Below are 14454 nucleotides of genomic sequence, written 5' to 3'. Positions count from 1 at the left end.
CGTTACCCCCGGCTCTTGAACTGCTGAACGGCGTTCAGGCTCGTGTTCAGGTTCGGCACCGCAACCGTCAGCGATGCACCGTCAACCTGCTTGAGCAGATCCTCGACGGTCTGCGTGTCCTTCGATGCCTGGTCGAAATACTTCCCGAGCGACGCCTGCGCGGCGTGCAGGTCGGCCTTCATCGCGCCGTCGTTGCGCGCGAGCAGCGACAGCCGCGCGGTGAGCAGGCGCAGCTTCACGTTCTCGCGCACGAAGTAGCCCTGGTCGGGCGACGCGAGCATCGCGTCGGCATTGTCGATCCGGCGCACCTGCACGAGGCCCTTCAGCTGCTCGCCGAGCCCGGCCGAGAAGTCATGCCACCACACCTTCCAGCGCGGCGTGTCGGCTGCCACCGGCGATGCGGCCTCGGCCGGCGCGGCCTTCGGCGACGCGTGCGGGACGATCGCCTCGCCCGACAGCGGCAGCGCGTCGATCTTCGCGATCGCGTCGTCGAGCTTGATCGCGAGGCCCGTGAGGTCGGCCGACGGCGCGGCCTTCAGCTTCTCGATGTCCTGCGCGAGCGCCTTGCGCACCGTCACGGCCTGCGCGCTCTGCGACGTCGCGAGGCGCGCGTCGGCATTCTGCAGCGCGATCAGCGCGAGCTGCGTGTTGCCGGTGAGCTGCAGTTGCTGGCTCGCGCTCGACAGCATCTGGTCGACTTCCTCGAGCATCCACGCGTCGCGGTTGCGCGACAGGTCCTGGTATTGCTGCTGCAGCGCCTGCTGCGCGCTCTGCGCGTCGGCGAGCTTGCCGTCGAGCTGCGCGAGCTGCGTGTCGACCTGGTGCGTGCCCGCGAGCGCCTGCTCGGTCTTCATGCGGGTCTCGGCCGTCTGCGCATCGAGCGCCTTCTGGCGTGCGACGAACGAATCGTCGAGCCGGTCGACCTTGCGGTTCAGCGCATAGCCGCCGGCGCCCGCCGCGCAGCCGAGCACGACGACGACGAACCACAGTGCCGCGCTGCCGCCGCGGCGCGCAGGCGGTTCGGACGCCATATAGGCAGGACGGGACGGCGGTGCGGAAGCAGCGGCCGGCTGGGAAGCGACGCTTTTGGAATCGTTGGTATCTGTCATGCGTTTAGTCACCGGTGCGGCTGTCGCCGGTTGGACGGCCTCGTCGGCCATCGTTCGAAACGCGCGGACGATGCGCTCATCGCCCGCGCCGGTCAGCGTAATCCTATCAAAACCCAGTGCGCGCGCGGTCTGCTCGATGCGCGGGTGCGGCGTCACGAGCGGCGCATGCTTCAGCGCCTCGATCTCGGCGTCGTTCAAGTGCGTGCGCGCGAGTTCGTGCAGGTTGCGCACGCCCTCCGAGCTCGTGACGAGCCACGCGTGCGGCACGCCGGCGAGCAGCGCATGCACGCGCTCCCACGCGCCGACGCGCGGCTCGGGCACGACGCGCCGGTACGCGGCCACCAGCGTGACGTCCGCGCCGGCTTCGCGCAGCCGCTCGGCGAGCCATTCGCGCCCGCCGTCGCCGCGCACGATCAGCACGCGCTTGCCCGCCAGCGCCTGCGCACCGCCGAACGCGGCCTCGATGCTCGCGAACAGGCTTTCCGAATCGTAATGCGGGACGCCGCCGTCGGCGGGCGCCTGCGGCGCGATCACGCGATGCGCGGGCGCCGCGATGCCGTGGCGCTCGAGCGCCGCGACGCTGCCGGGCCCGACGACGCCGACCGGCAGCGCATTCGGCCAGATCGCGCCGTACTGCGCGAGTGCGCGGTCGATCGCGTTCGGCGACACGAAGATCACGAGCGCGTAGTCCGCGAGCGCCGCGAACGCGGCGTCGAGCGGCGCCGGATCGTCGACCGGCGCGATGTCGATCAGCGGGAATTCGAGCACGTCGCAGCCGGCCTCGGCCAGTTGGGCCGCCAGCGCGGCCGACTGGCCGTCGGGGCGCGTCAGGACGGCGGTGAACGCGCGCGCGCCGCCCGCCATCAGGCGTCGCCCTTGCCGGCCTGCGAGCCGGCGAGCAGTGCGTTGACGATGTCGAGCGCGCCCTGCGCCTCGAGCTCGTCGGACACCGCGCGGCCGAGCGCGAGCGCATCGGCGACGGTCATGACGGCGCCGCACTCCTCGGCGGTCAGCACGCGCCGGCCGTCGGTCGTCGACACGCGGCCCGTCAGGTACAGCTCGCCCGCGCGCCACACCGCGTGCGCGGCAAGCGGCACCTCGCAGCTGCCGCCGAGCGCGCGCGACACCATCCGTTCGGCCTCGACCGCGAGCGCGGTCTGCGGGTCGTGCAGCGGCGCGAGCCAACCGGCGACGTCCGTGCGGTGCGCGGCGATTTCGATGCCGAGCGCGCCCTGGCCGGCGGCCGGCGGGCTGTCCTCGACGTCGATCAGCGCGCGGATCCGCGCGTCGAGGCCGAGACGCTTCAGGCCCGCGGCCGCGAGGATGATCGCCGCGTAGTCGCCGCGATCGAGCTTCGACAGGCGCGTGTCGAGGTTGCCGCGCAGCGGCAGCACGTCGAGGTGCGGATAGCGCGCGCGCAGCATCGCCTCGCGGCGCAGGCTCGACGTGCCGACGACGGCGCCGGCCGGCAGCGCGTCGAGCGACGCGTAGTCGTTCGACACGAACGCGTCGCGCGGATCCTCGCGCTCCATGATCGCGGTCAGCGCGAAACCGTCGGGCAGCGCCATCGGCACGTCTTTCAGCGAATGCACGGCCAGGTCGGCACGGCCGTCGGCGAGCGCATTCTCCAGCTCCTTCACGAACAGGCCCTTGCCGCCGACCTTCGACAGCGTACGATCGAGAATCTGATCGCCACGGGTCGTCATCCCGAGGATTTTCACGTCACAAGCTGGATATAATTTGCGCAGCGCATCACGCACATGTTCGGCTTGCCACATCGCGAGGCGGCTCTCGCGCGAAGCGATCGTCAGCGTCGCGGGAGCTTGTGCCGCAAGAGTCTCGGAATTCATTGCTGGAACATCGAAGGACGGGATTGAAGATCGAACAATGGTAGCACGCACGCCCCGGCCCGCCCGGGCCCGGAGCCTGCGCCCGCCGCGCTTCGGCGCGGGCGGCGACACCGATGCGCGGATGTGCCGCACGTAGCTGGTTGCTTGACCGCAGTGCCCGTAGTTTCCGCAGTCCCCGCAGTCCCTTTTGACTCGAGCTTTCCCAAGGAAACCCATCGTGAAGTCTTCCGGATCGGCGCGTACGGCGCGCCGCAATGCTGCCTTGCCCTCCTCCGACGCCCCGACGGGCACCATCGCCACCGCCGCGAACGGCCGTGCGAAAACGGCAACGAAACCGAAAGACCCGATACGTCAGACAAAACGCGCGATCAAATCCGCCGCCCCGACTGCCCGCAAGGCCGGCGCGGCGAAGCCCGGCGCCCGCACGCGCGAGGACAAGGACGGTCCGCTGTTCGAGGACATCCGCTACCTCGGCCGCCTGCTCGGCGACGTGGTGCGCGAACAGGAAGGCGACACCGTGTTCGACGTCGTCGAGACCATTCGCCAGACGGCGGTGAAGTTTCGCCGCGAGGACGACAGCGAGGCCGCGCAAACGCTGGAGAAGAAGCTGCGCAAGCTGACGCCGGAGCAGACGGTGAGCGTCGTGCGCGCGTTCAGCTATTTCTCGCACCTCGCGAACATCGCGGAAGACCGCCACCACAACCGCCGCCGCCGCATCCACGCGCTGGCCGGCTCCTCGGCGCAGCCCGGCACCGTCGCGTACGCGCTCGAGCAGCTGAAGACGACCGGCAACGCGTCGAAGCGCCTGCTGCAGCGCTTCTTCGACGATGCGCTGATCGTGCCGGTGCTGACCGCGCACCCGACCGAAGTGCAGCGCAAGAGCATCCTCGACGCGCAGCACGACATCGCACGCCTGCTCGCCGAGCGCGACCAGGAGCTGACCGCGCGCGAGCGCCAGTACAACGAATCGATGCTGCGCGCGCGCGTGACCGCGCTGTGGCAGACCCGCATGCTGCGCGACGCGCGCCTGACGGTCGGCGACGAGATCGAGAACGCGCTGTCGTACTATCGCGCGACGTTCCTCGACGAACTGCCCGCGCTGTACGGCGACATCGAGGCCGCGCTCGCGGAGCACGGCCTGTCCGCGCGCGTGCCGGCGTTCTTCCAGATGGGCAGCTGGATCGGCGGCGATCGCGACGGCAACCCGAACGTGACCGCCCCGACGCTCGAAGAAGCGATCAACCGCCAGTCCGCGGTGATCCTCGAACACTATCTGGAACAGGTGCACAAGCTCGGCGCCGAGCTGTCGGTATCGAACCTGCTGGTCGGCGCGAACGACGCGGTGAAGGCGCTCGCGGCCGCGTCGCCCGACCAGTCGCCGCATCGCGTCGACGAGCCGTATCGCCGTGCGCTGATCGGCATCTACACGCGGCTCGCCGCAAGCGCGCGCGTGCGGCTCGGCGAAGGCACGGTGCCGGTACGCAGCGCCGGCCGCGGCGCGGCGCCGGTGCGCGCGGTGCCGTACGCCGATTCCGAAGCCTTCGTCGCCGACCTGAAGGTGCTGACCGCCTCGCTCGACGAACATCACGGCTCGTCGCTCGCCGCACCGCGCCTTGCGCCGCTCGTGCGCGCGGCCGAAGTGTTCGGCTTCCATCTCGCGAGCATCGACCTGCGCCAGAGCTCCGACATCCACGAAACCGTGGTCGCCGAGCTGTTCGCGCGCGCCGGCGTCGAAGCCGACTACGCGGCGCTCGCCGAGGAAGACAAGCTGCGCGTGCTGCTGGCCGCGCTTGCCGATCCGCGCCCGCTGCGCTCGCAGTACCTCGAATACTCGGCGCTCGCGCAGAGCGAGCTCGGCGTGTTCGAGAAAGCCCGCGAGGTACGCGCGCAGTTCGGCGCGCGTGCGGTGCGCAACTACATCATCTCGCACACGGAAACCGTCAGCGACCTCGTCGAGGTGCTGCTGCTGCAGAAGGAAACGGGCCTGCTCGAAGGCACGCTCGGCCACCATGCGAAGAACGGCCTGATGGTGATTCCGCTGTTCGAGACGATTCCCGACCTGCGCGACGCCGCGCGCATCATGCGCGAATACTTCGCACTGCCGGGCATCGACGCGCTGATCGCGCACCAGGGTGCCGAGCAGGAAGTGATGCTCGGCTACTCGGACAGCAACAAGGACGGCGGCTTCCTGACGTCGAACTGGGAGCTGTATCGCGCGGAACTCGCGCTCGTCGACCTGTTCCGCGAACGCAAGATCACGCTGCGGCTGTTCCACGGCCGCGGGGGCACGGTCGGCCGCGGGGGCGGCCCGACCTACCAGGCGATCCTGTCGCAGCCGCCGGGCACCGTGAACGGCCAGATCCGCCTGACCGAACAGGGCGAGGTGATCGCGAGCAAGTTCGCGAACCCCGAGATCGGCCGGCGCAACCTCGAGACGGTGGTCGCCGCGACGCTCGAGGCGTCGCTGTTGCCGCAATCGAACGCGCCCGCGCAACTGCCCGCGTTCGAAGCCGCGATGCAGACGCTGTCCGACGCCGCGATGGCGTCGTATCGCGCGCTCGTCTATGAAACGCCCGGCTTCACCGACTACTTCTTCTCGTCGACGCCGATCACCGAGATCGCCGAGCTGAACATCGGCAGCCGCCCGGCCTCGCGCAAGCTGCAGGATCCGAAGCACCGCAAGATCGAGGATCTCCGCGCGATTCCGTGGGGCTTCTCGTGGGGCCAGTGCCGGCTGCTGCTGACCGGCTGGTACGGCTTCGGCAGCGCGGTGAGCGCGTATCTCGACGGCGCGCAGGACGCGGCCGAGCGCACGAAGCGCGTCGCGCTGCTCAGGAAGATGAACAAGACCTGGCCGTTCTTCGCGAACCTGCTGTCGAACATGGACATGGTGCTCGCGAAGACCGATCTCGCGGTCGCGTCGCGCTATGCGCAGCTGGTTGCCGACCGCAAGCTGCGCAAGCTCGTGTTCGAGCGGATCGTCGCGGAATGGGAGCGCACGGCGCAGGCGCTCGCGGAAATCACCGGGCACGAAGGCCGCCTCGCGACCAACCCGCTGCTCGCGCGCTCGATCAAGAACCGCTTCCCGTATCTCGATCCGCTGAACCACCTGCAGGTCGAGCTGATCAAGCGTCACCGCGCGGGCGACACGAACGCGCGGCTGCGCCGCGGGATTCACCTGACCATCAACGGGATCGCGGCCGGCCTGCGCAACACGGGCTGATGCGCGCGCGGTGCGGGCCTGCCCCGCGCCGCGCCGTCATCGCGAAACGAAAGCCGCAAAACGAAAGCCGCGATACGCGACCACGCGTATCGCGGCTTTTTTCATCGAACGGCGCGACGGCACCGGCCGCCGTGCCGTCCCTTGCGCTCACTGCGCGTCGATCAGCAACGCGTCGTGCTCGAACGACCCGTCCGGCTGCACCGCGTAGTAGCCGCACACCTCGTCGGGTGCATGCGCCCACAGCGCACGGATGCCCGCGACGCTGTCGGCCGGCGTGCGGATCCGCTCGACCCAGGTAGCGAAATCGATCGGCAGGCGCCAGCGGCTCTGCACATGCGCGTCGAAACCGGCGCCGCGGAACATCGCGAGCCATTCGTCGGCACGATAGTCGCGCACGTGCGACGCGTCGCGCAGCACTTCCGCGGCCTGCAGATACGTGTCGAGCAGCGGATGGTCGTTGCCCGCGATGTCGATCATCAGCACGCGGCCGCCCGGCTTCAGCACGCGGCGCACCTCGGCAAGCGCCGCGCGCACGTCGTGCCAGTGGTGCGCGCTCATCCGGCTGACCACCCAGTCGAAGGTGTCCGCGTCGAACGGCAGTTGCTCGGCCGGGCCCTGCTGCGTGCGGATGTTTGCGAACCCGCGCTCGCGGGCGGCACCGTCGACGGTCGCGAGCATCGGCGCGGCGAGATCGTACGCGACCACGTCGCGCACGTGCGGTGCGACCGCGAAGCTCGCGTGGCCGGCGCCGCAACCGAGATCGAGCACCGCGGCTTCGGGCGTCGCGCGCACGGCGTCGGCCAGCGCCTGCAGGTCGGCGCCCGTCGCGTGGACCGTGCTCGTCAGGTAGGCGGCGGCCGTCGTGCCGAATGCGTCGGCGACCTGGTCGTGGTGTTTCATCGTTCGCTCCTTCTTTGGGTGGGGCGCTCGCTGCCTGTCAGCGCGCGAATCGCTACAATAGGGCCGCGCTTGTACCAGTACAAGTTAAGCAGTTATTCTGGTATTTGTTACACCTGCCTGATCTCTGCCCCGATCTTCGTCGCGCCCCGGCGCCCCCTTTTCCTCGATTCAATCGATTCAGTCGATTCAGTCGATTCAGCCGTTTCCGCATGAACCAGCCGTCCTCCGCCCCCACCCCGCCCCTCGATGCGACGCCCGCCCGCGCACTCGGCGAATTCATCCGCGCACACCGCGAGCGGCTGTCGCCGCAGGCCGTCGGACTGCCGCCCGGCCCGCGCCGCCGCACGCCGGGGCTGCGGCGCGAGGAAGTCGCGCAGCTGTGCGGCGTCAGCCCGACCTGGTACACGTGGATCGAGCAGGGCCGCCCGGTGTCGGCGTCGGCCGACGCGCTCGCGCGGATCGCCGTCGCGCTGCAGCTGTCGAAGGCCGAGCGCGCGTACCTGTTCGAACTGGCCGCACAGCGCGATCCGGCCGAGCCCGACGTCGCGGCCGGCGACCTGCCGCCGACGCTCGCCGCCACCGTCGCCGCGATCGCCACGCCCGCGTACGTGCTCGACCGGCAATGGAACGCGCTCGCCTGGAACGCGCCGGCCGCCGCGCTGTTCACGGGCTGGCTCGACGGCGAGCACGACCGCAACCTGCTGCGCTTCACGTTCATGGCGCCGGCCGCGCGCACGCTGATCGTCGACTGGGAAACCCGCGCGCGCCGGCTCGCGGCCGAATTCCGCGCCGACTCGATCCGCCACCTCGCCGATGCGCCGACCCGCGCGCTGATCGACGCGCTGATGGCCGGCAGCGATGCCTTCGCGCAGTACTGGGCGTCGCAGGACGTGTTCGAGCGCGAAGGCGGCCTGCGCGAATTCGACCATCCGGCCGACGGCCGCCTCGTGTACCAGCAGATCACGCTGAAGCCCGCGCACCGCGAGGACCTGAAGCTGGTCGTGCTGGTGCGCGACTGACGCGGCCGGCCCGCGCCCGCGAAGGCCGGCCGCCCGCCCCGCGAATGTTAGAATCGCGGGATTCCCTCGGCGGCGCACGCCGCCCAACTCCCCTTCGAAGAATCGCCATGACGTCCCAACTGCACAAAAAGGGCGAGGCCTGGTCGGCCCGCTTCTCGGAACCGATGTCGGAGCTGGTCAAGCGCTACACGTCGTCGGTGTTTTTCGACAAGCGCCTCGCGCTCGTCGACATCGCCGGCTCGCTCGCGCACGCGAGCATGCTCGCGGCGCAGAAGATCATCAGCGCCGACGACCTCGCCGCGATCGAACGCGGGATGACGCAGATCAAGGGCGAGATCGAGCGCGGCGAATTCGAATGGCAGCTGGATCTCGAGGACGTCCACCTGAACATCGAGGCGCGCCTCACCGCGCTGATCGGCGACGCCGGCAAGCGCCTGCACACGGGCCGCTCGCGCAACGACCAGGTCGCGACCGACATCCGTCTGTGGCTGCGCGGCGAGATCGACCGCATCGGTGGCCTCCTGAACGACCTGCGCGGTGCGCTGATCGACCTCGCGGAACAGAACGCGGACACGATCATGCCGGGCTTCACGCACCTGCAGGTCGCACAGCCGGTCACGTTCGGCCACCACCTGCTCGCGTACGTCGAGATGTTCACGCGCGACGCCGAGCGCATGCGCGACTGCCGCACCCGCGTGAACCGCCTGCCGCTCGGCGCGGCCGCGCTCGCCGGCACCAGCTATCCGATCGACCGCCACGCGGTCGCGAAGACGCTCGGCTTCGACGGCATCTGCGCGAACTCGCTCGACGCGGTGTCGGATCGCGACTTCGCGATCGAATTCACGGCGGCATCCGCGCTCGTGATGACGCACGTGTCGCGCTTCTCCGAAGAACTCGTGCTGTGGATGAGCCCGCGCGTCGGCTTCATCGACATCGCCGACCGCTTCTGCACCGGCAGCTCGATCATGCCGCAGAAGAAGAACCCGGACGTGCCCGAGCTCGCGCGCGGCAAGACCGGCCGCGTGAACGGCCACCTGATGGCGCTCCTCACGCTGATGAAGGGCCAGCCGCTCGCGTACAACAAGGACAACCAGGAAGACAAGGAACCGCTGTTCGACACGGTCGACACCGTCGCCGACACGCTGCGGATCTTCGCCGAGATGGTCGCGGGCATCACCGTGAAGCCGGACGCGATGCGCGCGGCCGCGCTGCAGGGCTTCTCGACCGCCACCGACCTCGCCGACTACCTCGTGAAGCGCGGGCTGCCGTTCCGCGATGCGCACGAAGCCGTCGCGCACGCGGTAAAGATCTGCGACGACCGCGGGATCGACCTCGCCGACCTGACGCTCGACGAAATGAAGCAGGAACTGCCGAACGTCGCGCACCTGATCGGCGACGACGTGTTCGGCTACCTGACGCTCGAAGGGTCGGTCGCCAGCCGCAACCACCCGGGCGGCACCGCCCCCGATCAGGTGCGTGCGGCGGTCAAGGCCGCGCGCGCCGCGCTCGGCAAGTAAGCCTGCCGTCGCGGACGGACGCCTTCGGCGTCCGTTCCTCATTCGGGCGGCCGTCGCGCCGCCCGACGCCTTCCCCGCTTTTCCGTTTTCCCGTTTCCGGACACCGCCGATGACCTTCTCCGCCGCGCTCTTCGACATGGACGGCCTGCTCGTCGATTCCGAGCGGACCATCATGAACACGTGGATCGACGTGTCGAACGCGCACGGCGTCGTGCTGACCGAGATCGACTACCTGCAGATCGTCGGCCGCTCGTTCGCCGAAGGCCAGGTGATTCTCGCGCGGCTGATCGGCCACGCCGACACGTTCGACGCCGTGCGCATCCGCGTGCGCGAGCAACTCGCCGCGCCCGAACCCCATCCGAAGTTTCCGCTGAAGTCCGGCGCGCTGGCGTTGCTCGAGACGCTCGCGCAGGCCGGCATTCCGTGCGCGGTCGCGTCGTCGTCCGCGCGCGACGTGATCCGTGCGCGGCTCGACGCGGTCGGCGTACTGCCGTTCTTCCGCGCGATCGCGGGCGGCGACGAAGTCGCGCGCGGCAAGCCCGACCCGGCCGTGTACCGGCTCGCGGCCGAACGCCTCGGCGTGCCGGCGCACGCGTGCGTCGCGTTCGAGGACAGCGACTTCGGCGCGCAATCGGCCGCCGGCGCCGGCGCATCGGTCGTCACCGTGCCCGACCTGAAGGCGCCGACGCCCGAGATCGTCGCGTTGAGCCTGCACGTGCTCGCGTCGCTCGACGATGCGGTCGCGCTCGTGCCGTCGTGGTTCGGCCGTCTGGACACGCAGCAGCCCGCGTAAGCGCCACGCGGCGCACCACATGCAAACGGGCACCCGCGGGTGCCCGTTTTGCGTTGCCGCGCCGGATGACCGGCATCGCGGCGACCCTCAGTCGTTACCGGCCGTCTCCGACAGCCGCTTCATCGTCGCGATGCGCGCGCCGATCAGGTCGACGCGGCCGTCCTCGCCGACGAGCGGCGCAGTCGAATCGCGGAACGCCTCCCACGCGCGTTGCGCGCGCACGAGCGTCGCGGCCGAATGCGCAGGCATCTTGCGACGCAGCTTCTGGTAATAGCGGTTCAAGTCGAACAGCGCGTGCTCGCATGCGGCATCCTGCACGCACGGCCGCACGCGGCGGATCGCCGGATCGCGCGGCGCGTTCGCCGGCTTGCCGCCGGCTGCCGCGGCGGCGCCCGGCGCCGCGACCGCCCCGCCGCGGGTGCCGCCCTGCGCACCGCTCGTGGCCGCCACCGGCACGGCGGCAGGCGGCGGTGCATAACGGTCGGCCGCCGCGCGCAGCGCCAACGCGCGATCGCGCACCGGCTGCAGCTGCATGTCGGCGCTCGACATCGCGTACGACGTGCCGCGCGTCGTGTCGTACACGGCCTTCAGCAGATGAATTTCATCCTTGCGCCACGTGACCCAGCGGCGCTGACTGTCCTGCCAGCCGCGCTTCGCGTCGGCCGGCGCGTCGTTCGACAGGCGCTGGTACGCGCCGTCCATCACCGTCTGCCACTGCTGCTGCGCTTCGCCCATGCACTGGATCTGGCCGGCCGTCGACGACCGGTCGCGCCGCGCGAGACACTGCCGCATCGCGACGTCGATCGGATCGGCCGCCGCCACTTCCGCATGCGCGACGTTCAGCCCCGCCGGCCCTGCCGACCAGCTCGCCCAGGCGACGAGCGCGGCCAGCGCCGCGCGCATCGTCCGGATTCGTCCCTGCGTCGCCATCAGTCGCGCACGCAGTCGACGAAGTACTCGACGCGCCCGTTCACCTCTTCCGCGACGAGGCCGTGGATGTCGGTGTGGAAGCCCGGGAAGCGCTCGTTGAAGTCGCGCGCGAACCGCAGGTAGTTCACGATCGTCTTGTTGAAGCGCTCGCCCGGGATCAGCAGCGGAATGCCCGGCGGGTACGGCGTCAGCAGGATGCTCGTCACGCGGCCTTCGAGCTCGTCGAGCGGCACGCGGTCGATCTTGCGGTGCGCGAGCTTCGCGAACGCGTCCGACGGCTTCATCGCCGGCTCCATGTCCGACAGGTACATCTCCGTCGTCAGGCGTGCGATGTCGTTCGCGCGGTACACGTCGTGGATCTGCGTGCACAGGTCGCGCAGGCCGACGCGCTCGTAGCGCGGATGCTGCGCGACGAATTCCGGCAGCACGCGCCACAGCGGCTGGTTGTTGTCGTAGTCGTCCTTGAACTGCTGCAGCTCGGTCACCATCGAGTTCCAGCGGCCCTTCGTGATGCCGATCGTGAACATGATGAAGAACGAGTACAGGCCGGTCTTCTCGACGATGATCCCGTGCTCGGCCAGGTACTTCGTGACGATCGCGGCCGGAATGCCCGTCTCGCCGAACTCGCCGTCGACGTCGAGCCCCGGCGTGATGATCGTCGCCTTGATCGGGTCGAGCATGTTGAAGCCTTCCGCCAGCGGGCCAAAGCCGTGCCAGTGGTCGTTCGGCTTCAGCATCCAGTCCTCGCGCGAACCGATGCCTTCCTGCGCGAGGTCGTCCGGACCCCACACGCTGAAGAACCAGTCGTCGCCGTATTCGGCGTCGACCTTGCGCATCGCGCGGCGGAAGTCGATCGCCTCGGCGATCGATTCCTCGACGAGCGCGGTGCCGCCCGGCGGCTCCATCATCGCGGCCGCGACGTCGCACGACGCGATGATCGCGTACTGCGGGCTCGTCGACGTGTGCATCAGGTACGCCTCGTTGAAGCGGTGCTTGTCGAACGTGCGGTTCTCGGAATCCTGCACGACGATCTGCGACGCCTGCGAGATGCCCGCGAGCAGCTTGTGCGTCGAGTGCGTCGCGAACACGAGCGCGCCCGTGCGCGGGCGGCCGTCGCCGATCGCGTGCATGTCGCGGTAGAAGTCGTGGAACGTCGCGTGCGGCAGCCACGCTTCGTCGAAGTGCAGCGTGTCGAGCAGGTCGCCGAGCAGGTCCTTGATCATCTCGACGTTGTAGACGACGCCGTCGTACGTGCTCTGCGTGATCGTCAGGATCCGCGGCTTCATGTCCGGGTTCTGGCGCATCGCCTCGCGCGCGAACGGGTTCGCCTCGATCTTCCTGCGGATGTTTTCCGGCTTGAATTCGTCGCGCGGGATCGGCCCGATGATGCCGAAGTGGTTGCGCGTCGGCGTGAGGAACACGGGGATCGCGCCCGTCATCGTGATCGCATGCAGGATCGACTTGTGGCAGTTGCGGTCGACCAGCACGATGTCGCCTGGCGCGACCGTCGCGTGCCAGACGATCTTGTTCGACGTCGACGTGCCGTTGGTCACGAAGAACAGGTGGTCCGCGCTGAAGATGCGCGCCGCATTGCGCTCGGACGCCGCGACCGGGCCCGTGTGATCGAGCAGCTGGCCGAGTTCGTCGACCGCGTTGCAGACGTCGGCGCGCAGCATGTTCTCGCCGAAGAACTGGTGGAACATCTGGCCGAGCGGGTTCTTCAGGAACGCGACGCCGCCCGAGTGGCCCGGGCAGTGCCACGAGTACGAGCCTTCGTCCGCGTACTTCACCAGTTCCTTGAAGAACGGCGGCGCGAGCGAGTCGAGATAGACTTTCGCCTCGCGGATGATGTGGCGCGCGACGAACTCCGGCGTGTCCTCGAACATGTGGATGAAGCCGTGCAGTTCGCGCAGGATGTCGTTCGGCAAATGCCGCGACGTGCGCGTCTCGCCGTACAGGAAGATCGGGATGTCCGCGTTGCGGCGACGCACTTCGGTGACGAACGCGCGCAGCTCGATGATCGCGGTCGCGAGCTCGGGCAGCTCGCCGTCCGGGCCCGTCTCGCCGAGCATGAGTTCGTCATCGTCGATCGACAGGATGAAGCACGACGCGCGGCTCGACTGCTGCGCGAACGACGTCAGATCGCCGTAGCTCGTGAGGCCGAGGACTTCGACGCCCTCCTTCTCGATCGCTTCGGCCAACGCCCGGATGCCGGAGCCCGAGATGTTCTCGGAGCGGAAATCTTCGTCGATGATGACGACGGGGAAACGAAACTTCATGGGCGATTCTCCAAAAAGAACGACCGCGGCGCGTCACGCGCAGCGGTCACCCGGAAACTGGTGAGACGTTATGCAACCAGATCAGGTTTTCGGCAGCGTGACACCGCGCTGACCCTGATACTTGCCGCCGCGATCGGCGTACGACACGTCGCACACTTCGTCGCTTTCGAAGAACAGCACCTGCGCGACACCTTCGTTCGCGTAGATCTTCGCGGGCAGCGGCGTGGTATTCGAGAATTCCAGCGTGACGTAGCCTTCCCACTCGGGTTCGAACGGCGTCACGTTGACGATGATCCCGCAGCGCGCGTACGTCGACTTGCCGAGGCAGACGGTGAGCACGGTGCGCGGGATGCGGAAATATTCGACGGTGCGGGCCAGCGCGAACGAGTTCGGCGGGATGATGCACACGTCGCCCTTGAAATCGACAAACGAACCCTCGTCGAAGTTCTTCGGATCGACGATCGTCGAGTTGATGTTCGTGAAGATCTTGAATTCGTCCGCGCAGCGGATGTCGTAGCCGTAGCTCGACGTGCCGTAGCTGACGATCCGGCGGCCGTCCTCGGACGCGCGGACCTGATCGGGCACGAACGGCTCGATCATCTTGTGTTCTTCGGCCATGCGCCGAATCCACTTGTCGGACTTGATGCTCATGCCAGCCTCCGCCGGGCCGTCCCAAGAAGGCTGGCCGTCCCCTCGGGGGACAGCGAACGAAGTGAGCGTTGGGGTCGTTTCATATCGGGGCGCCAGGAAACGCTGCGTGACAGTCAGGAAGGGCCGCTCGCGACGCGGCGACCCGGAAAGGCGCACATTTTACGCGATCATCGGCGCGCGTAC

10 protein-coding genes are annotated in these 14454 nt (G+C 69.0%); 4 read left to right on the top strand and 6 right to left on the bottom strand.

All coding sequences use genetic code 11. The features are described 5' to 3' along the window. Positions 1-2: 2 nt before the first annotated feature. Together hemDX and hemC are read right to left on the bottom strand one after the other, a co-directional pair. The gene (hemDX, locus tag U4Y91_RS08890) at positions 3-1973 is read right to left on the bottom strand and encodes a fused uroporphyrinogen-III synthase HemD/membrane protein HemX (protein WP_321804757.1); all 1971 of its coding nucleotides are present in this window, start codon (positions 1971-1973) and stop codon (positions 3-5) included. Beyond that, on the bottom strand, positions 1973-2959 hold the full coding sequence (hemC, locus tag U4Y91_RS08885) for a hydroxymethylbilane synthase (RefSeq protein ID WP_321804756.1): 987 nt from the start codon (positions 2957-2959) through the stop codon (positions 1973-1975). The genes hemDX and hemC overlap by 1 nt, the downstream gene beginning before the upstream one ends. 217 nt (positions 2960-3176) lie before the next feature. On the opposite strand from hemC, the gene ppc reads away from it, so the two are divergent. Further along, complete coding sequence (ppc, locus tag U4Y91_RS08880; protein ID WP_321804755.1) at positions 3177-6182, top strand: phosphoenolpyruvate carboxylase; 3006 nt, start codon at positions 3177-3179, stop codon at positions 6180-6182. Between the two features lie 147 nt (positions 6183-6329). On the opposite strand, the gene U4Y91_RS08875 is transcribed toward ppc, so the two are convergent. Beyond that, positions 6330-7082 carry a class I SAM-dependent methyltransferase gene (locus U4Y91_RS08875; RefSeq protein ID WP_321804754.1) on the bottom strand — a complete coding sequence of 251 codons (753 nt, stop codon included), beginning with the start codon at positions 7080-7082 and terminating at the stop codon, positions 6330-6332. A 209-nt stretch (positions 7083-7291) separates the two neighbouring features. Between U4Y91_RS08875 and U4Y91_RS08870 the strand changes: the two genes are divergently transcribed. The 3 genes from U4Y91_RS08870 (at position 7292) to U4Y91_RS08860 (ending at position 10411) form a co-directional block, all read left to right on the top strand. Beyond that, positions 7292-8101, top strand: coding sequence for a helix-turn-helix transcriptional regulator (locus U4Y91_RS08870; protein ID WP_011657642.1), 810 nt, complete (start codon positions 7292-7294; stop codon positions 8099-8101). Between the two features lie 107 nt (positions 8102-8208). Further along, positions 8209-9618, top strand: coding sequence for an argininosuccinate lyase (gene argH, locus U4Y91_RS08865; RefSeq protein WP_044847728.1), 1410 nt, complete (start codon positions 8209-8211; stop codon positions 9616-9618). Between the two features lie 109 nt (positions 9619-9727). Beyond that, positions 9728-10411 carry an HAD family hydrolase gene (locus tag U4Y91_RS08860; RefSeq protein ID WP_044847727.1) on the top strand — a complete coding sequence of 228 codons (684 nt, stop codon included), beginning with the start codon at positions 9728-9730 and terminating at the stop codon, positions 10409-10411. Between the two features lie 87 nt (positions 10412-10498). Here U4Y91_RS08860 and U4Y91_RS08855 read toward each other — a convergent pair whose 3' ends face one another. The 3 genes from U4Y91_RS08855 to dcd all read right to left on the bottom strand — a co-directional run bounded on the left by U4Y91_RS08855 (position 10499) and on the right by dcd (position 14271). Then, a complete protein-coding gene (locus U4Y91_RS08855) occupies positions 10499-11341 on the bottom strand; it encodes a lysozyme inhibitor LprI family protein (protein ID WP_321804753.1) in 843 nt (280 codons plus the stop codon). Beyond that, positions 11341-13620: an arginine/lysine/ornithine decarboxylase gene (locus tag U4Y91_RS08850; protein ID WP_321804752.1), complete on the bottom strand. Its 2280-nt coding sequence runs from the start codon at positions 13618-13620 to the stop codon at positions 11341-11343. Before U4Y91_RS08850 ends, U4Y91_RS08855 begins: the two co-directional genes overlap by 1 nt. Before the next feature lie 81 nt (positions 13621-13701). Then, positions 13702-14271 (bottom strand): dCTP deaminase, encoded by a 570-nt coding sequence (gene dcd, locus U4Y91_RS08845; protein WP_006398615.1) that lies wholly within the window; start codon positions 14269-14271, stop codon positions 13702-13704. Between the last annotated feature and the right edge of the window lie 183 nt (positions 14272-14454).

Source organism: Burkholderia sp. BCC1993 (assembly GCF_905339865.1).
Taxonomy (GTDB): domain Bacteria; phylum Pseudomonadota; class Gammaproteobacteria; order Burkholderiales; family Burkholderiaceae; genus Burkholderia.
Note: the sequence above shows the minus strand (reverse complement) of the source record. Positions and strands in the feature narration are given on the sequence as shown.